19 protein-coding genes are annotated in these 22,769 nt (G+C 43.4%); 11 read left to right on the forward strand and 8 right to left on the reverse strand.

Going from position 1 to position 22,769, the window contains the following annotated elements; genetic code table 11:
• Positions 1-4 precede the first annotated feature (4 nt).
• From lptC to T538_RS0102725, 4 genes are all read left to right on the forward strand, one after another.
• Entirely contained in the window at positions 5-649 is a 645-nt protein-coding gene (lptC, locus tag T538_RS0102710) for an LPS export ABC transporter periplasmic protein LptC (RefSeq protein ID WP_231497055.1), read from the forward strand.
• A 19-nt stretch (positions 650-668) separates the two neighbouring features.
• Positions 669-1,949: a hemolysin family protein gene (locus tag T538_RS0102715; RefSeq protein ID WP_031531994.1), complete on the forward strand. Its 1,281-nt coding sequence runs from the start codon at positions 669-671 to the stop codon at positions 1,947-1,949.
• A 101-nt stretch (positions 1,950-2,050) separates the two neighbouring features.
• Positions 2,051-4,186, forward strand: a complete 2,136-nt coding sequence (locus T538_RS0102720; RefSeq protein WP_031531995.1) for a peptidylprolyl isomerase — start codon at positions 2,051-2,053, stop codon at positions 4,184-4,186.
• 85 nt (positions 4,187-4,271) lie between these two features.
• The gene (locus T538_RS0102725) at positions 4,272-5,288 is read left to right on the forward strand and encodes an esterase-like activity of phytase family protein (protein ID WP_081834829.1); all 1,017 of its coding nucleotides are present in this window, start codon (positions 4,272-4,274) and stop codon (positions 5,286-5,288) included.
• Here T538_RS0102725 and T538_RS0102730 read toward each other — a convergent pair.
• Complete coding sequence (locus tag T538_RS0102730; RefSeq protein WP_031531998.1) at positions 5,260-6,729, reverse strand: hypothetical protein; 1,470 nt, start codon at positions 6,727-6,729, stop codon at positions 5,260-5,262. The two genes, T538_RS0102725 and T538_RS0102730, sit on opposite strands and share 29 nt — an antisense overlap.
• A 316-nt stretch (positions 6,730-7,045) precedes the next feature.
• Here T538_RS0102730 and xseB point away from each other — a divergent pair, with 316 nt between their 5' ends.
• The 7 genes from xseB to T538_RS0102765 all read left to right on the forward strand — a co-directional run bounded on the left by xseB (position 7,046) and on the right by T538_RS0102765 (position 13,760).
• Positions 7,046-7,243, forward strand: a complete 198-nt coding sequence (xseB, locus tag T538_RS0102735) for an exodeoxyribonuclease VII small subunit (protein ID WP_031531999.1) — start codon at positions 7,046-7,048, stop codon at positions 7,241-7,243.
• A 110-nt stretch (positions 7,244-7,353) separates the two neighbouring features.
• A complete protein-coding gene (locus T538_RS0102740; RefSeq protein WP_031532000.1) occupies positions 7,354-8,376 on the forward strand; it encodes a branched-chain amino acid aminotransferase in 1,023 nt (340 codons plus the stop codon).
• Positions 8,377-8,469: 93 nt separating this feature from the next.
• Positions 8,470-9,228 carry a tRNA (guanosine(46)-N7)-methyltransferase TrmB gene (trmB, locus tag T538_RS0102745; protein WP_031532001.1) on the forward strand — a complete coding sequence of 253 codons (759 nt, stop codon included), beginning with the start codon at positions 8,470-8,472 and terminating at the stop codon, positions 9,226-9,228.
• An 18-nt stretch (positions 9,229-9,246) separates the two neighbouring features.
• Entirely contained in the window at positions 9,247-10,350 is a 1,104-nt protein-coding gene (locus T538_RS0102750; RefSeq protein WP_031532002.1) for an Mrp/NBP35 family ATP-binding protein, read from the forward strand.
• Positions 10,351-10,359: 9 nt separating this feature from the next.
• The gene (locus T538_RS0102755; protein WP_031532003.1) at positions 10,360-10,722 is read left to right on the forward strand and encodes a hypothetical protein; all 363 of its coding nucleotides are present in this window, start codon (positions 10,360-10,362) and stop codon (positions 10,720-10,722) included.
• A 201-nt stretch (positions 10,723-10,923) separates the two neighbouring features.
• On the forward strand, positions 10,924-13,323 hold the full coding sequence (locus T538_RS0102760; protein WP_051655837.1) for a polysaccharide biosynthesis tyrosine autokinase: 2,400 nt from the start codon (positions 10,924-10,926) through the stop codon (positions 13,321-13,323).
• Positions 13,324-13,334: 11 nt separating this feature from the next.
• Complete coding sequence (locus tag T538_RS0102765) at positions 13,335-13,760, forward strand: BT0820 family HAD-type phosphatase (RefSeq protein ID WP_031532006.1); 426 nt, start codon at positions 13,335-13,337, stop codon at positions 13,758-13,760.
• Here the strand turns inward: T538_RS0102765 and T538_RS0102770 are convergent.
• From T538_RS0102770 to T538_RS0102800, 7 genes are all read right to left on the reverse strand, one after another.
• Complete coding sequence (locus tag T538_RS0102770) at positions 13,757-14,308, reverse strand: WcaF family extracellular polysaccharide biosynthesis acetyltransferase (protein WP_031532007.1); 552 nt, start codon at positions 14,306-14,308, stop codon at positions 13,757-13,759. The genes T538_RS0102765 and T538_RS0102770 overlap by 4 nt on opposite strands.
• A complete protein-coding gene (locus tag T538_RS0102775) occupies positions 14,305-15,432 on the reverse strand; it encodes a glycosyltransferase (protein WP_031532008.1) in 1,128 nt (375 codons plus the stop codon). Before T538_RS0102775 ends, T538_RS0102770 begins: the two co-directional genes overlap by 4 nt.
• The gene (locus tag T538_RS17565) at positions 15,429-17,456 is read right to left on the reverse strand and encodes a glycosyltransferase (RefSeq protein ID WP_051655838.1); all 2,028 of its coding nucleotides are present in this window, start codon (positions 17,454-17,456) and stop codon (positions 15,429-15,431) included. Before T538_RS17565 ends, T538_RS0102775 begins: the two co-directional genes overlap by 4 nt.
• 2 nt (positions 17,457-17,458) lie before the next feature.
• Positions 17,459-18,793: a hypothetical protein gene (locus T538_RS0102785; RefSeq protein ID WP_051655839.1), complete on the reverse strand. Its 1,335-nt coding sequence runs from the start codon at positions 18,791-18,793 to the stop codon at positions 17,459-17,461.
• On the reverse strand, positions 18,778-20,028 hold the full coding sequence (locus T538_RS0102790) for a glycosyltransferase family 4 protein (protein ID WP_031532011.1): 1,251 nt from the start codon (positions 20,026-20,028) through the stop codon (positions 18,778-18,780). The genes T538_RS0102785 and T538_RS0102790 overlap by 16 nt, the downstream gene beginning before the upstream one ends.
• Positions 20,025-21,143 (reverse strand): glycosyltransferase family protein, encoded by a 1,119-nt coding sequence (locus tag T538_RS0102795; RefSeq protein ID WP_031532012.1) that lies wholly within the window; start codon positions 21,141-21,143, stop codon positions 20,025-20,027. Before T538_RS0102795 ends, T538_RS0102790 begins: the two co-directional genes overlap by 4 nt.
• 66 nt (positions 21,144-21,209) lie before the next feature.
• A complete protein-coding gene (locus T538_RS0102800) occupies positions 21,210-22,769 on the reverse strand; it encodes a hypothetical protein (RefSeq protein ID WP_031532014.1) in 1,560 nt (519 codons plus the stop codon).

Genomic DNA, 22,769 nt, shown 5'->3' on the forward strand with positions numbered 1-22,769 from the left:
TCTTGTGTTGAGACATTCAATGACAAGCAGTTACAGATATTTAATTATCAACCATATAAGCATAACAGCGGCTATCACTGCCGTTGTTATGCTTCTTTCGTTTTCCGGTTGTTCGGGCGAGAAAAAGCACATGGCGCCAGCCGTGAGCAATCGCGACCAACTGCCAATACTGAAGTCGAAAGGCGTATCAACGCTAATCTCAGACAGCGGCGTGATAAGATACAAAATCGTAGCCGAAGAATGGTATATCTACGACAAGACCGATCCGTCTAAATGGAGTTTCGAAAAGGGGCTCTACCTTCAGAAATTCGATCAGAAATTCCATGTAGACGCGAGCATTCAGGCCGATACAGCCTACTTCTACGACCAGAAAAAGTTGTGGGAACTGAAAGGCAACGTATTTATCCGCAACCAAAGGGGCGACAGATTCTATACCGAACTGCTCTACTGGGATCAGATTACGCACAAAATATACTCGCCTATCCACGTCAAGATTGAAGGCATAGACCGCCGGCTTGAAGGTGCAGACTTCACCGCCAACGAGGAAATGACCGACTATATGTTCCACAAGGCAAGCGGCGCCCTTCCGATGGAAGACAAGCAAGCCAACAACGACTCGATAAAGCGCGCCATGGTGCGCCCATCATAATCCTTACTCAAGGCACAGAATGGAACTGTTAACAATATTCATAGAAATAATCGTAGCCATCATATTTTCAGGGTTTTTCTCTGGAATGGAGATTGCTTTCGTTTCGTCGAGCAAACTGCGCTTCGAGATGGACAAGAGCGAGAAGAGCATAACGTCGCACATTCTGTCGCATTTCTACCAGAAGCCAAACGAGTTCATTTCTACCCTACTCGTGGGCAATAACATCTCGCTCGTAATCTACGGTATCTTGATGGCGCAGGTCATCACAATCCTTTTCGGAAACTATCTGAATCTGCGGTTCGACAACAACGAGGGAACACTTGTGATGATTCAGACGATAATCTCGACTGTTATAATACTTTTTACAGGCGAATTTCTGCCAAAGACTCTGTTCAAGATAAACCCGAACAGAATGCTTACGCTGTTCGCCGTTCCGGCTTTCGTATGCTACGTCGTTCTCTACCCAATTTCGAAAATAGCCACCGGGATTTCGAAGATTTTCCTTCTGATGTCGGGCACAAAGATAAACAAGAAGGAAACCGCCAAGGCATTTACGAAAGTCGACCTCGACTATCTTATCCAGTCGAGCATCGACAACACGAAAGACGACAAGGAGATAAACGACGAGGTTAAGATTTTCCAGAACGCGCTCGACTTCTCGAACGTGAAAATCAGAGACTGCATTGTGCCGCGAACCGAAATTCAGGCGGTAGAGGTAAACTCGTCGATTGACGTTCTGCGCTCGCATTTCATCGAGAGCGGAAACTCAAAAATCATCATCTACAAAGAAGACATCGACCACATCATAGGCTACATTCACTCGTCGGAACTGTTCAGACATACCGACGACTGGAACAAGAATCTGCGCGACATTCCAATCGTGCCCGAGACGATGGGCGCGCAAAAACTGATGAAACTCTTCATCAAGAACAAGAAGAGCATCGCCGTGGTTGTTGATGAATTTGGCGGCACATCGGGCATCGTCACGCTTGAGGATTTGGTTGAGGAAATCTTCGGCGACATTGAGGACGAGCACGACAACACCACCTACATTGCCAAGCAGACCGGCGAGAACGACTACGTTCTGTCGGCACGTCTGGAGATTGAGAAAGTAAACGAGAAGTTCAACCTCGAACTTCCCGAAAACGACGAGTATCTGACAATCGGAGGCTTGATTCTGCATGAGTATCAGAGTTTTCCGAAACTGCACGAAATAATAACGATAGGACGCTATCAATTCAAAATTCTGAAGGTTACAAACACGAAAATCGAACTTGTGCGCCTAAAAATTATTGAATAAGTTAAAAATGCATTAAAAATTCACATTATTAATACTTTTTTTGTATCTTCGTGCGCTAATTCTTAAAAACAAGGAAAAAATAAATAATAAAAAATAATAAAATGCCAGCATTACAAAACATTCAGAAGCATGGCAAGGTACTCATAGCAGTCGTTGCCCTTGCTTTGTTTGCATTTATCGCAGAAGAGGGGTTCCGTGCAATGGAACAGAACTCAAACGCCAACAGAAACAAGGTTGGTGAGATAGACGGTGAGGCTATTTCAGCCTCAGATTTCGAGAAACTCGTTGACGAATATACCGAAGCAATGAAGTTCGTTCAGCAGAGATCTTCATTCACCGACGAGGAAACAACACAGATTAAGGATCAGGTGTGGCAGATGCTTGTCAACAACAAACTTGTTGAGAACGAGTGCAAAAAGCTCGGTCTGACAGTTACCGACGAGGAACTTCAGAACATCATCAACGAAGGCAACAGCCCATTGTTGAGCCAGACTCCTTTCATCGGTCAGAACGGTCGTTTCGACAAGGATATGCTAAAAAAATTCCTTGCCGACTACGAAAAGACAAAGACTCAGAATCCACAGATGGCTGAGCAGTATGCACAAGTATACAAGTTCTGGACATTCATCGAGAAGATGCTGAGAACTCAGACTCTTCAGATGAAGTATCAGGCACTCATCTCTAACGCCCTTATCTCAAACCCTATTTCAGCAAAGGCATCGTTCGAGAACCGCACAAACCAGAGCGACATTCTGATGGCAGCCGTTCCATATGCAACAATCAACGATAACGATGTTAAGATTGAAGAGGCTGACTACAAGGCTGCATACGAAAAGAACAAGGAGCGTTTCAAGAACTTTGCTGAAAGCCGCGACATCAAGTACATCGACGTACTTGTAAAGGCAAGCCCAGCAGACCGCGCAAGCCTTGAGGAGGAGATGAAGGAATACGTTACAAAACTTGCTAACGGCGAAGATGCAACAAACGTAGTTCGCTTGTCCAACTCACTTGTTCCATATTCAGACGTATTCGTTTCTAAGCACGTCCTTCCGGGCGACATCGCAGGCAAGATTGATTCAACAGCCGTTGGAACAGTTGCCTCTACATTCTACAACGCTCAGGACAATACACTTAACTGCTACCGCTACATTGCAAAGGCTTCAATTCCTGATTCAGTTGAGTACCAGTCAATTATGGTAATGGGCGCAAGCAAGGATGAGATCAAGACTAAGACCGACAGCGTTGTAAACGCAATCAACGCAGGCGGCGATGTTAAGGCAATCGCTAAGAACTACAACCAGACAGGCGAGTCATCATGGTTGACAAGCCGTCAGTACGAGGGTCAGAAGTTGAGCACAGAGAATGTTAAGTACATCAACGCTGTTACAACTCTTGGCGTTGGCTCAACAACAGTTGTAGAGACTGCTCAGGGCAACGTAGTTGTAAAGGTTCTTAACCGCAAGGCTTTCAGCGACAAGTACAAGGTTGCTGCAATCAAGCGCGAAGTTACATTCAGCAAGGAGACATACAGCAAGGCTTTCAACAACTTCAGCCAGTTCGTTGCAAAGAACAAGACTCTGAAGGAAATAGAGGCTAACGCTTCAAAGAGCGGCTATACTGTTCTCGACCGTTCAGACATCTACAGCAGCGAGCACAACGTTTGCGGCGTGGGCAACACTCGCGAGATTATGCGCTGGCTCTTCAACGATGCTAAGAAGAACGACGTTTCTAAGCTTTACGAGTGCGGTACAGACAACGACCACATGATGCTCATCGCTGTTACAGGCGTTAACGAGGCTGGATATCTTCCACTCGAGAAGGTTAAGCCTATGTTGAAGAACGAGATTCTTAACGACAAGAAGGCAGAGAAGATTATCGCAAGCCTTGGCAACGTTAAGAGCGTAGCAGACGCAAAGAAGCAGAAGGGTGCAGTATCTGACACTATCAAGCACGTTACATTCTCTGCTCCTGCTTTCGTTATGGCAACAAGCTCAAGCGAGCCAGCACTTAGCGCACGCGTAAGCATGACTGCTAAGGGTCAGTTTGCTGGTCCTGTAAAGGGTAACGCCGGAGTTTTCGTATTCCAGGTTCTCGACAAGCAGAAGGCTCAGGAGAAGTTCGATGCTAAGACTGAGGAAGGAATGCTTACAAACATGGCAGCACGCGCTGCAAGCCGCTTCATCAACGACCTTTACATCAAGGCTAAGGTTGTAGACAAGCGTTACATGTTCTTCTAATCTTTTGATATTAGAAATTAAACCAAACATAAAATCTGAATGCGGATTCGTTCTGCATTCAGATTTTTTTTACATCTTTGCCGTCATGAAAAGAAACGCATTATCAATACTTTTGCTAACTATAAGCCTTGGCGCAGCGGCTCAAGGCTATCAGACCAACGAAATCCAGACTTTCAACATGACGAAAGCCGGAATAAAGCCACGCAACTACAGCGGAATCGCGCACCTTGACGGAAGTCGATATGCCCTCGTAAGCGACAAGGAAGATTCCGACGGATTCTTTATCTTCAGCATCGAACAGGACAGCATCACGGGCAGAATCATCAGCGTTAAAGACGAAGGATTTCGCTCTGCAAAAACAGGCACACAGAGAGATATGGAAGGCATCTGCGCACGAATCTGCAACGGCGACACGCTCATCTACATCGCGGCAGAAAACGACCAACAGATTCTTGAATACAATTCGAACGGCATTCCAACAGGAAAGAGTATGAATATTCCAGAAGAATTCAGCAAAAACAACATTCAGGGAAACTACGGATTCGAGTCGCTCGCCTACTCTGCCGCAACAAATCAGTTTTGGACAACAACCGAAAATGCTCTGAAAAAAGACATCGGCAAACCGGACGAAGGCGTAAGACTACGCCTGCAATCGTTTGACGACAATCTGAAGACAAAACATCAATACGAATATCGCACCGATTCTCCTGTTTACGGAAACAAAAAGAAACGAAACTACGCTTTCGGTGTGGCTGAAATCTGCGCACTCGCCGACTATGGTCTGATTGTGCTCGAACGCGAATTTATCGTCACTCCAAACTACATCGGAAGCAAGTGCAATCACAAACTTTACATCATAAAACCTACGAAGAATGACGTTTCGATGGAAAAGGATCTGCTTTACTCGTTCGAGACAAAGTTCAATCTCTCTCACAAAAATCTTGCCAACTATGAAGGCATGTGCCTCGGCGCAAGACTTTCCAACGGAAAGCAAACACTCCTGCTCGTAAATGATTCACAAGCAGGAGCGGGAAATAAAATTTTTGCGCTACAAGATTACCTGAAAGTAATCTCTATTTCTTATCCTCACGAAGCGGAATAGTGGTGTCGCCAGCAAGCGATTCAACCATAGGAAGCATACGTTTGTAGGCTTCGAGCACTTCGAGAATCTTTTTTTCTTGAAAGTTGAATTCGTTTAGTGTTATCTTCGGTTTCTCGTTAAGAATCTTTCGTTTGAGGAACTGAAACGCCGTTCCTCGTCCCATTATCTCCTTTCGGAAAATCTCGTAATTGAATACGAAATACTTTTCGTGGCGGCAACATTCGAGCACCACGTCCCACCGTTTTTGCGTAAACTGATTGAACAACCGCAGAATCTTTACACATTCGCCAACGTCGTTCAATGCATCCACAAAGGCTCGCATGACGCGTTCCTGCTGAGTTTTTGGGTCGTAGTCGTAAACATGGTTCACAGCATCCGTTGCATGTTCCGCAGCCCTGCTCACCTTGTGATTCCAATTCTGATTCTGCGATTGGAAATATAGTTTATCCATCTGAGCAACAAGTCTTTCGCGAATATTCCAAACCTCCTTCACATGCTTGTAATTAAGCAAATCGGTAGCCTTGTTCTTTACAAGATATTCGAAAAGTTCGCCCATTATATAAAGGTTTCGTGCAACGCTGTTTCTCATTCGGTAGATATCGGTTGCAAGAATCTCGACAGACGAATCAAGATTGTCTCCCTCGGTTTCCATCATCTCGCTGTGCCCGAGGAAAGTCGAAATTCTATCGACATCATGCGACTTGTAAACCGTTTCGGCATCTGCATCAACCTTAAGCAGGTGTTGCTCGATGTTTTCCAAATCGGCTGTCTGCTTTTTGTAATCTTCCTCTGCAAGAAGCATATAACCCTTCATAATTGCATGATGTTCAGGCACTTTGTAAAAAGTACGGTTATTGTAATTGTAAACCCAATAAGGAATCATCAGCGCAGGAATAACGACGTTTACGACAAACATAAATGCCAGTACCATCCACGAAACCAGCAGAATATAGTTGTTTGCAAGATGCCAGTCCCAGTTTTCCCAATAAACTGTTAGCATTTCTGGCGTGCGCCAATAAAACATCAGCGCAGAATAGTTAAGCGAAAACAGAGTTACGATGATTATGATGCTCAGAATTCGCCACCAAAAATTTCGATTCTGTCCCGTGAGATGGAAAAGATGAGCCGTCCACAATCCGCCGAGAAACAGAAAGAGATACGTTCCCCACACGGTTGTCGGCTCGGGAGTTTCAACATCGTCCTTCTGCCAAGCCCACACAATTGTTGCACCCATGTAGACCAAGAAAAGCACAAAGAATGCGTATTTTACCACAGGATTGCTCTGCTGATAACTTTCGATGTTACGGTTTGCCGATTCAAACTCCTCAACCGTGATAATATCGTTATCAACGCCCGACCTCAGATATTTCTGAGTTGTACATACCTTGTTTTTCTTAAGGTCTGCATCTTCGGTTCGGCAACTACAGAACATTGCCGTCATCACTGTTATAAGTAAGAATAACAAAAAATTCCTTATCTTCATCCCCGAATATTATATTATAAAAGGTAACATTATTGACACAAATATACATACCCCATACGAAAAGAACAAATTTTTAGACATAAAAATTGAATTTACGCACATAAAATTCTGTCATTTGGACATCTGAAAGCCCTTCGTCAACTATCAGAGGGCGATTTTCAAAATCAAAGAAGAACAAAGAAAGCCGGCTGTGCGAACAATCGGACGTAAAAAAATTCGTCAGTCTCACGTTATTTTCATATTTTTGTACTCACTCAAAAAATATCTGGAAGAAATGAAAAATAAGACATACGAAGAATCAATGGCGCGTCTTGAGGAAATAACCAAAAAGATTGAAGCTCGCGAACTAACCATCGACGAACTAAGCAATAATCTTAAAGAGGCGCAGCAACTGCTGAAATTCTGCAAAGACAAATTGTATAAAACCGACGAAGATATACAGAAAATATTGGATAAGGCAGAAGACCTGTAAAAAAGTCAAACAAAAATATAGTTTGTGTTGATAAATTTTGTAATTTTGCTTTCGACTTTCAACAAATTGAAAGTAACAACACTGATTTTATTTAATAATATAATAAGGCAATGAACGAATTAGACTGGAAAAATCTGCCTTTTGGTTATATAAAGACAGACTATAACGTACGCTGCTACTATCGCAATGGAAAATGGGGTGAGATTGAAGTTTCATCAGAAGAAACCATCAACATGCACATGGCAGCAACATGTCTGCACTACGGACAGGAAGCATTTGAGGGACTGAAAGCATATCGCTGCAAGGATGGCAAGGTAAGAGCTTTCCGCATTGAAGAGAACGCTGCACGCTTGCAGAGCACTTGCCGCGGAATTCTTATGCCAGAGTTGCCAACCGAGAAGTTTGTCGAGATGGTGAAGAAGGTGGTACGCCTTAACGAACGCTTCATTCCGCCATACGAGAGCGGTGCAACACTCTATGTACGTCCTCTTCTTATAGGCACAAGCGCGCAGGTAGGCGTGCATCCAGCATCTGAATATCTGTTCATTATCTTCGTAACTCCAGTAGGACCATACTTCAAGGGAGGTTTCTCAACCAACCCTTACGTCATCATCCGCGAGCACGACCGTTCGGCTCCTCTCGGAACTGGAATCTACAAGGTTGGAGGTAACTACGCCGCAAGCCTTCAGGCAAACAAGAAGGCTCACGACCTTGGCTACGCATGCGAGTTCTATCTCGATGCAAAAGAGAAGAAATACATCGATGAGTGCGGTGCTGCCAACTTCTTCGGAATAAAGGACAACACATACGTCACTCCAAAATCAACATCAATCCTGCCATCTATCACCAACAAGAGTCTTATGCAACTTGCCGAGGACTTCGGAATGAAGGTTGAAAGACGCAAGATTGCCGAGGAAGAACTCGAAACATTCGAGGAGGCCGGAGCATGCGGAACAGCAGCCGTAATCAGCCCTATCGAGCGCATCGACGACCTTGAACTGAACAAGAGTTATGTGATTGCAAAAGACGGCAAGCCGGGTCCTGTGAGCACAAAGCTGTATAACAAACTCATCGGAATTCAGTATGGCGAAGAGCCTGACACACACGGCTGGATTACAGTTGTAATTGAATAAAAAACATAACGTAATTTATTTACGCACCTTGATAACCGGACACATCGAAAGATGTATCCGGTTATATGGGTTATAATTAACACTAATGTAAAAATGGGCAAAGGAAAGTTAGAAAAATTCGCCGACATGCGAAACTACCCACATGTTTTTGAATATCCGTTCTCGGTGGCAGACAACGTGCCTTTCGAGATGAAGGGAAAATGGAACGAGATGTTCTTCCACAACAGTAACCCTATCGTTCTTGAACTGGGCTGCGGACGAGGAGAATACACCACCGGACTGGCACGGATGTATCCTGACAAGAACTTCATCGGCGTTGACATAAAGGGAGCGAGAATGTGGACAGGTGCAACAGAGGCACTCAAAGACGGACTGAAAAATGTGGCTTTTCTTCGCACCAACATCGAGATAATCGAACGCTTCTTTGCAGCAGGCGAAGTGAGCGAGATTTGGCTTACATTCAGCGATCCGCAGATGAAGAAAGCCACAAAGCGACTCACCAGCACATACTTCATGAACAGGTATCGCAAGTTCCTTGTTCAGAACGGATTAGTACATCTGAAGACGGACAGTAACTTTATGTTTACATACACAAAGTACATGCTCGAAGGCAACAAACTCCCCGTTCAGTTCATTACCGACGACTTGTATCACAGTGGTCTGAATGACGAAATTCTGAACATCAAGACGTACTACGAACAGCAATGGCTCGACCGTGGTCTGACAATAAAATACATACGCTTTGAACTTCCGCAAGAAGGCGAACTAAGTGAACCAGACGTCGAGATTGAACTCGACGAATATCGCAGTTACAATCGCAGCAAACGCAGCGGTCTGCAAACCAGCAAATAAGAAATCAAATAAATAGTTATGACATTATATCCAAAGTTAATTAACGACGCACTTGCAACAGTACGCTATCCCGGCACAGGCAAAAACCTGATTGAGGCTGAGATGATTGAGGACGACATGCGAATTGACGGCATGAAAGTGAGTTTCTCTATTATATTCGACAAGCCAACCGACCCTTTCATGAAATCGGTAATCAAGGCTGCCGAGGCGGCAATCCATACATACGTAGACAAAGATGTTGAGGTAACCATAGGTGTAAAGACCATTCAGGCAGCACGCCCGGAAGTAGGCAAACTTCTTCCGCAGGTAAAGAACATCATTGCCGTTTCAAGCGGAAAAGGCGGCGTTGGAAAATCTACCGTGGCAGCCAATCTTGCTGTTGCTCTGGCAAAACTCGGCTACAAAGTCGGACTGCTCGATACTGATATTTTCGGCCCAAGTATGCCAAAGATGTTCCAGACCGAAGACGCTCGTCCTTATATGGATAGAATTGACGGTCGCGACCTTATCATACCAATCGAGAAATATGGTGTTAAGTTACTGAGTATCGGTTTCTTCGTTAATCCCGACCAAGCAACTTTGTGGCGCGGCGGAATGGCTTGCAACGCTCTGAAACAACTTATTGCCGATGCAAATTGGGAAGACCTCGACTACTTCATTCTTGACACACCTCCGGGAACGAGCGACATTCATCTTTCTCTTGTTCAGACACTTGCAATCACCGGTGCTGTAATTGTCAGCACTCCTCAGCAGGTGGCTTTGGCTGATGCTCGCAAGGGCATCAACATGTATCAGAACGACAAGGTTAACGTGCCTATTCTCGGACTGATTGAAAACATGGCATGGTTCACACCTGCCGAGCACACAGACGAGAAGTATTATCTGTTTGGCAAAGAAGGCGTTAAGAATCTTGCCGAGGAGATGAACATTCCACTGCTTGGACAGATTCCTATCGTTCAGAGCATTTGCGAGAACGGCGACAACGGAACGCCTGTTGCACTCGATGCAGGCAGCATCGTCGGAAATGCTTTCATTCAGTTGGCACAAAAGGTTGTTGATGCCACAAAAAAACGCAACGATGAACTTGAACCAACAAAAATCGTCGAGGTAAGCAAAAAATAAGCATCAGAGATGATTGAGTCATCAAGAAATAAATGCAAAGAAATAATGCGCCAGTTGGAAGCCATGAAAAAACTTCCGACTGACGCTTTTGCTGCTTCGCAAGAAAAGGTTCTTTCCGACCTTCAGAAAATAATCGAGAGCACAAGCACAACACTGGCAAACACGCCAAGCACAAGCGCATTCACTAACCGCACAGAAGAACTTGAAAATGAACTAAATAAACTTCTTCAAACAAAACAAAACATCAAGCAAAACAATCTATCTGAAGCCATAAAAATCCTGAACGATTTTGCTGAAGGAAAGGCTGATCCGATGTCATATTTCACCGGGATGGACGATCTTTTCAGTTTTCAAGATCCCGACGATTTTTGATCCCGAATGCTATAAATATCCAATTTGTCTACCTAAAAAAGCGTTAATGTCATAATTCTTTATTATCTTTGTAAAGATTTAACATATCCTAAATAAAAGAAGAGCAATATTATGGCAGAAAGTACCATTAAAAATTCTTTTGGCACTGGAGACGAAGAAACCGCAGGATTTGATTTTCAGTCACTTATAGCGGTTTTCTTAATGAATATACACTGGTACATTTTATGTATCGGCATAGCACTTGGTGTGGCTTACTATCTTATCAGAACAGCAATTCCGCTTTACAGCGCAGGTGCTCGCGTTGAAATAAAGGACGAGAAGAGCAACTACGAAACACGTTCGTTGATGGACTTGGGTGTACACTCGGTCAGCGATGGTAGGCAGAACGATATTGCTCCTATGCGAACAACAAACATCTCAAAGCAAGTAATCAGAAACCTTAAGCTATACACTACCTACTTCGTAAGCGGAAACATGCGTGATACAGAGTTGTATCGTAATCAACCCGTTACAGTAGACATCGAAAAAGACAAGCTGTTCGACCTTCCGGGCAACATTGTTCTCACACTAAGCGAAGATCCAAACGGAATCAAAATTACAGGAAATGCCAATGGCGAGCCGATAAATAAAAGGCTGAAATATCTTCCAGCCGTATTCAATACAAAAGTCGGAAAAATTTCAGTATACCGAAATCCTGAAAAACCCGGTACTATTGAGCAGCCGATGACCGTAACCATCACCAACCCTAACAATCTTGCGCCAATGTACGCATCTGGCGTAAGCATAAATCCGGCAAGCGATTCGGAAACGGACATGGTTCTCGGACTTTCGGGCACAAATGCAGACCGATGCAAAGACTATCTTCGCGAACTCGTTTCTGTCTACAATGATGAGTGGAACAGAGACAAAAACATGGTTGCGCAGAAAACCGAAGAATTCATCAACAAACGTATAGAATTGATTAGTAAGGAACTGGGTGATGCCGAAAGTAAAGTAGAAGATTTTAAAGTTTCAGAAGGAACACTGAACATCGGCGACGAAGGCGTTGCGGCATACGAAAAGAAAATAGAATATCAGGAAAGAGTTACAGAACTGAACATGCAGCTCGGCATGCTCTCTGCCCTCTCCGAATATATTAACAAAAAGGAGAATCACATGCAGCTCATCCCTAATAACATAGGTATTCAGGATGGAACGATAACGACTCTTGTAAACGAATATAACAAGGACCTGAAAGAACGCGCAAGACTGATGCGTAACAGTTCGGAGACAAGTCCCGTGGTTGTTCAGAAAACGCTCGACTTGGAGCAATGCATGAACAATATCAAGGCTGCGATTACAAGTGCAAGATACGGCATCAATCTAAATAAGAAAGACCTTACAAAGCGCATAAACGAAGAAAACAACAAGGTTATTGCAACCCCTTCGAAGCAGCGAATTCTTGCCAACTTCTCTCGTCAGCAAGACGTGAAGGCTGGATTGTACATAATGTTGTTGCAGAAACGCGAGGAAAACTCCATCACAATGGCTGCAACTACCGACAAGGCAAAACTTGTTGACGACCCTTATTTCGCAGGTCAGATTTATCCAAAAGAACAGATGATTTGGGTCAGCGCAACCGCAATAGGATTCACAATTCCTTCAACAATTCTCTTTATTCTGGCGATGTTCCGCTACAAGATTGAAGGACGTTCGGATATTGAGAAACTGACAACAATTCCTATTTTGGGCGACGTTCCGATAGACAAGAATCTGAAACAGGGCGAACGTGCCATTGTTGTTAAGCCAAATACCAACAACCTTATGGCGGAAACATTCCGAGGAATACGAACGAACCTCGACTTTGTGATGGAAGAAGGAAAGCAAAAAGTCCTTCTAGTAACATCAACTTCGAGCGGCGAAGGTAAAACTTTCATAGCCAGCAACATAGCAATGAGCGAATCGCTTTTGGGACGCAAGGTCCTGCTCATCGGTCTTGATATCCGTAAACCACGCATTGCAAGTCTTTTCGGACTACACGACAAGCGTCGCGGTATCACGGCATATCTTTCCGGCGACATCAACGACTACAATACGCTGATGGCACAAATCATGCCTTCGGGCATCAGCGACCATCTCGATCTGCTTCCTTCGGGAACAATTCCGCCAAACCCATCGGAGTTGCTGGCAAAAAAGAATATCGGCGCAGCCGTTGCATATCTACGCAACATCTACGACATGATTATCATCGATACAGCTCCGGTAGGACAGGTTTCTGATACTCTTCAACTTGGCTATCTGGCAGACGCATCAATATATGTTGTGAGAGCCGACTACACTCCGAAGGCAACATTCAGCATGATTAACAGTTTGCGCGATTCGAAGAAACTGCCAAGCATGAATCTCGTGCTCAACGGAATTGACCTTACAAACAAGAAGTACGGCTACTACTACGGATATGGAAGTTCGGGCAAGGGATACGGCTATGGCTATGGTAGATACGGCTATGGTAGATACGGATACGGCAAGAGCGGATACGGATACGGATACGGCTTGTACGAGGACGGTTACGGCTACGGAGAAAGTGCCGACACAAATGAAGAAAAAGATAAAAACAATTAAATTATAATATCATGACAATAGCAGTCGACTTTGACGGAACGATTGTAGAACACCGCTATCCTGCAATAGGACGCGAGATTCCGTTCGCTATACAAACCCTAAAAATGCTGATAAAAGACCAGCACAGACTTATTCTGTGGTCGGTCAGAGAAGGGAAAACTCTTCAGGAGGCAGTAGACTGGTGCAAAGAACGCGGCGTAGAATTCTATGCCGTAAACAAAGATTATCCTGAAGAAACTCAAGAAGGAAACAAGAACTATTCAAGAAAACTGAAAGTCGACATGTTCATCGACGACAGAAATCTTGGCGGTATTCCAGACTGGGGAATGATTTACCAGATGATTACAGAGCACAAGACTCTCGAAGAACTGATTAGAGAGGAGATTCGCTCAGAAACCGAACCTCCAAAGCGGAAGAAAAAATGGGGTATTTTCTAAGATAGAGTCCTTTTGCGGATACAGACCGCAGGAACTCCTTGATAAACAGAATCACAATCCAGATTTTTGGTAGCCACGCTGCCCAAAGTCAGGATTGTGTTTTTGTTTACAATCACTCCCGGACCTACCACAGCCCTCGCTCCAATCCAACAACCATCACACAGAACGATAGGCGCATTTCGGTACGGCATATTATACAAGGTGTAATCGTGATTTCCCGTTATCAAAAGCGCATCTTGCGATACACAAACGTTATTTCCGATTGTAACATAGTCGAGGTTGTCAATCCAGCAACGTTCGCCAAGCCAAACGTTGTCGCCAATCGTGAGTTTCCACGGAAACTTTATGCGAACTTCATTCTTGATAACAAGCCCTTTGCCAATCTTTGCACCGAAAGCCTTCAGAAGAAAGATTTTAAAACCCATAAACGGATTCCACGATGCCCTTACAAAAAGAGCATTCACGAAATACCATAGCGTAATCTTGATGAATCCCGCGCCCTTGTCAAAATTTCCAGTGGTAAACTTACTTAAATCGACACTGCTCATGATAACATTTTTTTATAGAAAGATATCAGTTTTTCGCCCATCATTCCGAGAGAATATTCGCGGCTGATGACAGAGAACGCGTTGCGCCCCTTCTGCTGCAATTCGTCGGCTGAAAGAGATGCGAAATCTGCCAATGCATCGGCAACATGCTCCACTCCTACCGGAACGCACCAGCCGCTATCTGTATCTGCCAAAATCTGCCAAGGCGTTGTATTTGTCGTTATTACAGGAATCGAAGCAGACATCGCCTCGGCTACCACAAGACCAAAATTCTCGCTGTAAGTTGGCAGAACAAGCACCGAAGCATTTGAAATCATACGCCATTTGTCATCGCCATAAATGCCTCCAACGAACTCAACAATGCTGTTCAGATTATTTTCAGAACAGAAATTCTTCAGTTTTTCGACATAGGCAGAATCGCCATCGCCTGCGATTTTCACCTTATAACCTGCTATTTTTTCACGAACACGGCACAAAGAATCCAAAAGAATCTCGATACCTTTCTTCGGATGTATTCGCGAAAGAAACAGAATATATTTCTCGCCGTCAGATTTCAGACTTGCGCACTTTTTTGCTATCGACTCTGAATCTATGCCTATTGGAATAACATCGATGTTTAAGTTTGCAACATCCGCAATTTTACAATCCGAATAATACTGAATCACATGCTTTTTCTCCTCTATTGCCGTAACCGTCTGCCACATAGATGTTTCCAGTTGCCGTCTCTGAAAGAAAATCATACCGAGTTTCTTTTTCCAACGGTTACGGTTTACAATCCAAGGCTCTAACATTCCATGAACGGTGAGCGCACATTTGTAGCCCTTCTGCTCTGCCCACAACTGAGCCCACGCGCATTGCGGAAGCCAAATTGTGTTGATGTGAACGACATCTGGCTTTTCGGCATCGAGAATGGCAGTCAATTCTTTTTTGTATCTACTTCGCGAATACCATTTCGACTGCATGAAAATGACTTTCGCTCCACTGATTTCGACCGGATTCGGCGAGGCATCAGCAACGAAAACAAGTTCGGCTCTTGAGCGCAACGAGAGCGCGAGCATCTGCATGTATGTCGTTGTGCCGCCAAACGAACGGTCGAGCGTATTTATGTAATGTAGAATTTTCATTTTGCCAAAACTTCTTTATAAACTTCCTCGTACTGTTTTACAATACACGAAAGTTTGAATCGCTTTACGTTTTCGAGTCCGTCGGACACAAGTTTCTGCCTCAAATCCTCATCTGAAATCAGTTTTCTGAAACCTTCGGAAATCTCCTGAACGCTTTCGGGATTGACGAAATATGCCGCATTTCCAGCCACCTCTGTCATCGGCTCAATGCACGAGGTTATGACAGGTCGGCCAACGCTCTGTCCCTCGATAATCGGCATTCCGAAACCTTCGTAAACTGACGGGAACGATACGATGTCGCACAACTTGTAGTCTTCGACAATCTCCTCTTCCGTAAGATTCGCCCTTTGCACGAATTTAATGTTATGTTTTTTCAGCAAGAGTTTTATCTCGTCAGAAATCTCACCTATGATTCTCAGTTCGCAAACAATACCGTCAAGAGCCTCGATAACGCGTTCAAGATTCTTATTCCAGAAAGTTCCGACATGCAGAATTACAGGACATTCAGCATTGAAATTCTTTTCAGAGAAACAGAATTTTTCATCTACGGCATTGTATATTACGACAGTTTTCTTCTCGGCCCACGAACAATGCTTTAGCAGATTCCGCCGCGTCTGCTCGGAGATACACGTCACTTTGTCGGCTATGCGCACAGGCAGATAAAGCCAGAAGAGCCATTTGTACAACTTTTTTATCGGATTTCGCACATTATCAATGAAAACCAAATCGTGAATTGTCAGAACCGTCTTGCATCCGCCAAGGAAAAGCAGTGCATCGTGAATGTGCCCAGTTACATGATTCACCCCACGCTTGTTTCTGTGTCGAAACACGTAGAATCCGTTAATCAGAACATCCCACGGCATAGAATTAGGCGATGGCATTTCGGTCGTACCGCCCTTCCACTCGTCCGACAACCGACTTACGACAGGCTCAAAAACGTGCGCGATAGAAAATCCGCATTTTCTGTTGCGAAAATGGAATGTAACAGATTCCTCTGGCTTTGTTTTTTTCTGCATTTGTCCAAGAAAAACAAATGCCGTCAGACGATTAGAACGCAGTAACTTTCCGATAATCATGCAAATAAATGCAACAACAACGGCACCAATCAACGTACAAATATCTTTTTCCAATTCGCTCCACTTGACCGTAATTGGCAAAGTTGCATTCATTCCATACCAAAGCCACAAAATCAAAAAATAATAATGGAAAACGTAAATATCGAGCGATGATTTTCCGAAGCTATTAAATATCGAATCGAACAACTTGATATTTCGAAAATTATAGAATATTCCAAGCATCGCAACAACCGCAGAAATTCGAGCGACATCCTTGAAAATGCTCTTTTCTGCAATCGATTCGGGATAAACATGTACCAACAAAAACAAATAGAGGCAGAACAATGCTGCTACAATTCTTTTGTCCGTGAGGAAATTGAAGACGCGCTGTTTGTTCAATAACAAGCCGAGAGCAAAAAATGGCAGATTTCCAGCAAGATGTTTGAGCGAGAAGAAGCCAGAAATGACTTGCGACGACATTCTATTAAGAACTTCTGCAACCGCAAAAAAAGCAAACCAGAACAACATGTCAAGCAAAAAATCGAATTTGGAACACCTCCATATTTTTCTTAAGACATGATAAAAGATGTTTATTATCACAAGTTCGAACAGAACGAACAAATACCAATATCCGTACTTCGCGTTAGCAAACAAAATTAAATACGGACGAGTAGAGTAACAATAATAAACATAAAGTCCACCCACAACAAAGAAAGGTACCAGCAAGCCTGCCGACTTCTTCTTCAGAACAGTAAGAACATTCATCTCCCTGCCATCGTAGCACGAAAAATATCCGCTTACCATGAAGAACAGGGCCATGTGAAAACTGTAGATTACTCCGTAGACGAGATTTGCCGATGACGCCGCATAATCGTAGCCATATATCGCCTGAATGAGATGCCCCCAAAGCACAAGCAATATGGTAAATCCTTTTATGTTGTCCCAGTATTTGATTCTCTGATTAACCATTGCTATCTTGTTTTATGAGTGTTACATGCCGCCAAGGCAAATCCGCCCGAAATGACGGCAAATCCTAAGTTTGTCGGAACTCCGAGTTGTCCCTGCGGCTCGTTAAGAAGCATAAATACACAAAGCATCCACGGCAGCATATCGTTACCTCTGTTTAGCATTTTGTGCGACTTTATGAAGATATCGAGACCGAAAGCACATCGTAAAGCAATAACCATCAGTCCAAAAACATATCCGCTTTCAGTCATAACACGTCCCCACTCATTTTCGCCGTTCATGAATGCGAACATACTGCTACCACCCAGCAACTGCGCTCCTGTACTTGTTCCGGCACCAAGTCCGACACCCCAGAGTGGAGCATAGGAGTTGAACACGGCATTCAGGAAACCACCGGCATATCGTCCTCCCAAGGCACTCTGTACACCTCCCTCAATCTCGTTAGCCTCATCAATGCGGGCACTGAAAGCAGCCGAACTATCTTCCATCCAGCCTGACAGCATCACGGCCGCCGCCGCCACAATTATGAACAAGCCAGTCTGTATGGCACGACTCTGCATTTTTCGATGAATCATCATGACATAGACCAAGAAAATACATTCCACCATACACTGATAGTATGCCGTTCTGGAAATTGAAAATGGAATAGCGAGAATATAGAATCCGAGCGCAACAAACAGCACATATTTGTTTATAGCCGCCCTCTCCGTAAGATAGTTGTTCATAAGAAGGAAATAACCCATGAATGCGCCAACCATTCCAAGCCACAGCGACACTCCTGATGTGAACGAGAATGTTCCAGAAGAACGGTTGAAGCCCATTGCACCAAGGTAAGAAGCTGTTCCCTCGCCACCAACGCCTCGGTTTACCCACGAATCCATTGGCGAATAGAACTGCCACATAATCAGCATTGTCATCGGTATTGAACAATACAAGATGAACTTGCCCATCGTAAGCAAATCCTTACGAGTCAAGACTTTGCCAATTATGAACATCATCGGAAAATGACAAAAATAGATTCTGGCTCCAAACAAGGCACAACTCACCGTGTGGTGGCCGAATGCCAATGATATCAGGAACATCGGCACGGTTATAATCATCATTAGCTGGGCAATTCCGTCGCGAATCCATCCGCGGCGCAAAGCCTCCCACACAAGCCAGAACACGATAGGCTCACGACACAGAAGCAATGGAGTGGCAAGCGGAGTCAGAAACCACTTTCGAAGTGCTCCCTCGAATATCAGAAGAATCAGATAAATCCAAATTGCACGTTTATGAATAAGATACTGATCCTTTTCAATATACCTGTCTAATAGTTCCCAACTTATTCTAAATTCCATTCTTTCAGATGTTTCTCTACCGATTTTGCCATTGCTTCGCTATAAACCTTCCACGGTCTGCCTGCGGCGGTGTTCATTGCCGATTTCCCAACCTGAGCCAGAATTTCGGGATGTGAAATGATGTCCTCAATCCGCTCTCTTATCGAATCCGAATCGGCAGCCTTTACAAGCCAGCCGTCGCTTTCGTTCTCGATGATGTCGGGACCGCATGTGCGCTCGGTTGTAATGACCGGAGTTCCCTGCGACATTGCCTCGGTAACGACGAGTCCGAAACCCTCGAACAACGAAGGAAACAACAGCACGTCCGATTGAGCCATCAAAGATAGCACATTTTCATGACTTAGCGAAGGTATGTAGTTACATTTCTGCAATTTAGACTTCAATACCGGCGTACCATCAATATTTCCGAGTCCGACAACGGTTAATTCGACGTGGCGCTCCAATCCCTCGAGGGCATCGAACATATACGACAAACCCTTTCGCTGACTCAGTCCGCCAACATAAAGCGCACGGATTTTTCTGCCGTTTACACTCGAATACTTGCGGTTTCTATTCACATCTGGAAATCCGTAAGGAACAACCTCTATCGGCACCAGTTTGTCGGGATAAAGTTTGAGAGTCTTCTTCGTGAAACTACTTGCAACATAGATTACGTCTGCCATTGCCAATTCATTGTCCTTGCGTCGGAGTTTTGCATCAGAATCATCGAAACCTCCCAAAGTCGGATTCCAATCCGGATTTTTCTTCATCTCGGGCGAAAGATACTCGCGCATTGCCCGCCAATAGCCAATCGGAAGATCGTAGAAGCACGGAATCTTCATCTTTCTTGCTTCTGTAAAAGTCGATTCTATACCGTCTTCATATCCATAGACGAACGAAAAATCATTATTCAGAAGAGTTTTTCTTGAGCATTCATCGATGTTATGATAGATTTTATCGACTGAAAAAATGCCTCGTTCATGTTCTACAAGACCGTTAAGATGTGCTTTCTGGGCAAAAATTCTGCCGAGTTCGCGCCACGGATGCGTTTTCAACGCAGAAGCGATTTCGGAAGAATAGCCGCGCCGTTTCAGCATCGACATGACCGGAAAACCCGACAGCCGACTAAAAATATTACCCGGCACACAGCCCACCGTTGTGTGAAACTCGCCCAGCAATCCGTGCGAACAGAAGCCGTTGAGCACCGCCCTGACATTTGCGTTTCCCGTTGGATGAACAACTAATCCTCCGCTCATAAAATCTCGTTTATTATGTTTTTGTACTCCTGATGTGTGTGTTCCCACGTGAGTTCGTTAAGCAAATCACCGTAGCCTGAACTCATTTTTTCTCTGAGCGACGAGTCGTTAAGCAAAGTCGTGAGTTTCTGCTCAACATCATCGGCATTGCTGAAATCTGCAAACATCAGTTTGTCCTTCAGAACTTGGTCGGTATGGTCGCCGCAAGCCGTGAGAATAGGCAATCGATACTGAATGGCAGCAGCGAGCGAACCGCTTTTTAGGCATACTCCGCCACGCTTCATCCTTCGGCTCACCTTCTCTGGCAAGACAAAGATATCGACTATATTGAAATATTCGGCAAGTTTCTCGGCCGAAAGTTTGCCTGTTCTGTAAACCCAATCGGGCTGAAATCCATTCCAATCAGACTTGCCTAGAATCAGTAGTTTGATGTCTTTTCGTCTTTCAAAAATATTCGAAAATGCTTTCAGAATGCTATTCTTATCGCGAACGCCGAACAAGGCAACAACCAACTTTCCATCAGCATCAATACCATGTCTGAGGCTGTTCTTTTTCTCATCATCGGCAGCCAACAACGGTATGTTTGAGGGTATCGGAATAAGCCTTATCGAATCATCGTACCACGACAATCGGTTCTTGTAATTCAAGATGCTTGTGGCAACCCTTGCACTTTTCTTTATAACGTAGCCTGTGATAAATCTTTCGCAAAGAGCCACAAACAAATGCTTTGGATTGCAGTCATTTATCATTACAAAAGGCTCGTGTATAAAAGTAAATATCGGAATTCCTGTTTTATGAATATTGCGCACAATAGGTATGATGCCGAACGGAAGCCCCTTAGCATCAAATCCATGCGGAACATATTGAAGCGAAACGATATCGGGCTTTTCATTTTCTATCACGCCGAGCACTATTTTGCTTGCGCTCTTGTTCCATTTTTCCACAACGGAGTAGACAGAAATGCCCTCGACGGCATCTCTTTGACAATCATCTTTTCTACACACGACGACGCATTTGTCGCCATGCTGTACAAATTGTCGGCACAAGAAGAATGTATAATCGCCCACTCCGCAAATATTCGGCGGAAAAGTATTTGTTACAAACAGTATCTTCATCAAAAATAATTATCAGGCAAATATAATAAAATTTATCCGATTATCATTTTGAGTTGAACAACAATTCTATTTCTTGACAAACTTAATCAAGGCAAAATTCTCAGTTTCCTTAACATGAATGGTGTCGGTGTCTATTGAATAATGCTCTTTTATTGAATTCTGAAGATAATGCGTATCGTAACTTTTTGGAGAAAAAAGCAACACGTCGCCATCAAAAAAATCCTCATAAGTAAAATATCCTTTTTTTAACGGATACCTTGCCAGCCATGCTATATATATGATATTACTACCTTCATATTGCTTTTTCAGATTAAATGGTCGTGAATGATATTCGACCCCTATTTCATACAGATAAGGAACACATCTGTACTTTTTCCAATCTCCGCATATTGGCAATTCCGCATATTCATCTTCATATTTTACTGTCTTTACATAATATATCCAGCCCCTAAAATCCCTTACGAAACCAATATAACTTACAACAATCAGCAAAGATGACAAAAAATAACACCAGACTTTATTTCTTAAAACTTCAACACCTATTATACACAACCAAAACAAAGGCAATATTGAAGATATTACAACCCTATATTTTGGCATACTGTTCATTGAAACATAACAAAGCAACAGCACCCACAAGATGTAAGAAACTACAGAAATATAAATAAATCTTTTATTGTTGCACCCGAAAATGAAAGCTAGCATCACAACAAAATTGACAAATATCATCTTCCAATATTTTTTCAAAAAATTCTCCGATATATTGTCTACCTTATTATCAAAAGTATTTGAGTCTAAAACTTCATATGTTTTCCTCAAAACATCTGTTGTTAAAATATCTGGATCCTGAAAGAAATTACGGAACAAATAATAGTCGCTCACTGACATTATTTTCAACAACTCAGACTTGCATTTCTCCCTGTTGGGATTATCGGAAATCTTCCCTCTGATTTCATTGTACTCCTTATACTCCTTCCATTCCTTATCCTGATAAAAAGCTTTGTCACCAAGGTGTAAGACACCTGCAAAGCAAAGAATTAGCCCTATCTTCAGATAACTTTTCCAGTCCCTGCCATACTCATAAACGAGAATTGGAACTGACAATATAAATACCATTCCGGCACAATGATACCGGACCATGAAAGACACAAAAAAGAACAATGCACCCAAACTGAAATGCCTTTTCTGCAACAAAATTACCGAAGCAAGAGCCAAAACTCCTGCAACTGTCGTAAATTCTAAATAAAATATTATGTAACTCCATACCGAATATAGTGCAAACAACAAAGATGCCTTCAAAATTCTTGACTTAACATCCCTTACTGTATAATAAGACGCCACAGTAATTGACAAAATCTGAAATAACGCCAACAAATAAGTATACCACTCAACGGACGGAACAAGTCTATACAAAAAGACCAACAAAGAACCATACAATGCATTGATAAAAACCAAATGGCAATCTGGCTCTCCCAAATATGTTCCGTTGGCGATGCTTGCCATCATGACATCATCACATTCTTCAAACCTTACAGGAAAGACATTGGCGATAACTGCAAAAAAGGCTATATTAAATAATAATATAGCCGCTAATGTAAATATAGACTTATTCTTAAAAATCTTCAT

The organism is Bacteroides sp. Ga6A2, from assembly GCF_000702225.1.
GTDB lineage: Bacteria > Bacteroidota > Bacteroidia > Bacteroidales > Bacteroidaceae > Ga6A1.

Bases quoted from the DNA above. Each gene is read 5' to 3' on its own strand.
- T538_RS0102755 (WP_031532003.1), top strand. From the start codon at position 10,360: ATGATTGAGTCATCAAGAAATAAATGCAAAGAAATAATGCGCCAGTTG.
- T538_RS0102740 (WP_031532000.1), top strand. From the start codon at position 7,354: ATGAACGAATTAGACTGGAAAAATCTGCCTTTTGGTTATATAAAGACA.
- T538_RS0102715 (WP_031531994.1), top strand. From the start codon at position 669: ATGGAACTGTTAACAATATTCATAGAAATAATCGTAGCCATCATATTT.
- T538_RS0102800 (WP_031532014.1), bottom strand. From the start codon at position 22,769: ATGAAGATTTTTAAGAATAAGTCTATATTTACATTAGCGGCTATATTA.
- T538_RS17565 (WP_051655838.1), bottom strand. From the start codon at position 17,456: ATGGTTAATCAGAGAATCAAATACTGGGACAACATAAAAGGATTTACC.
- T538_RS0102760 (WP_051655837.1), top strand. From the start codon at position 10,924: ATGAATATACACTGGTACATTTTATGTATCGGCATAGCACTTGGTGTG.
- T538_RS0102765 (WP_031532006.1), top strand. From the start codon at position 13,335: ATGACAATAGCAGTCGACTTTGACGGAACGATTGTAGAACACCGCTAT.
- T538_RS0102785 (WP_051655839.1), bottom strand. From the start codon at position 18,793: ATGGAATTTAGAATAAGTTGGGAACTATTAGACAGGTATATTGAAAAG.
- T538_RS0102725 (WP_081834829.1), top strand. From the start codon at position 4,272: ATGAAAAGAAACGCATTATCAATACTTTTGCTAACTATAAGCCTTGGC.
- T538_RS0102730 (WP_031531998.1), bottom strand. From the start codon at position 6,729: ATGACGGCAATGTTCTGTAGTTGCCGAACCGAAGATGCAGACCTTAAG.
- T538_RS0102775 (WP_031532008.1), bottom strand. From the start codon at position 15,432: ATGAAAATTCTACATTACATAAATACGCTCGACCGTTCGTTTGGCGGC.
- T538_RS0102720 (WP_031531995.1), top strand. From the start codon at position 2,051: ATGCCAGCATTACAAAACATTCAGAAGCATGGCAAGGTACTCATAGCA.
- T538_RS0102795 (WP_031532012.1), bottom strand. From the start codon at position 21,143: ATGAAGATACTGTTTGTAACAAATACTTTTCCGCCGAATATTTGCGGA.
- xseB (WP_031531999.1), top strand. From the start codon at position 7,046: ATGAAAAATAAGACATACGAAGAATCAATGGCGCGTCTTGAGGAAATA.
- T538_RS0102770 (WP_031532007.1), bottom strand. From the start codon at position 14,308: ATGAGCAGTGTCGATTTAAGTAAGTTTACCACTGGAAATTTTGACAAG.
- T538_RS0102750 (WP_031532002.1), top strand. From the start codon at position 9,247: ATGACATTATATCCAAAGTTAATTAACGACGCACTTGCAACAGTACGC.
- trmB (WP_031532001.1), top strand. From the start codon at position 8,470: ATGGGCAAAGGAAAGTTAGAAAAATTCGCCGACATGCGAAACTACCCA.
- T538_RS0102790 (WP_031532011.1), bottom strand. From the start codon at position 20,028: ATGAGCGGAGGATTAGTTGTTCATCCAACGGGAAACGCAAATGTCAGG.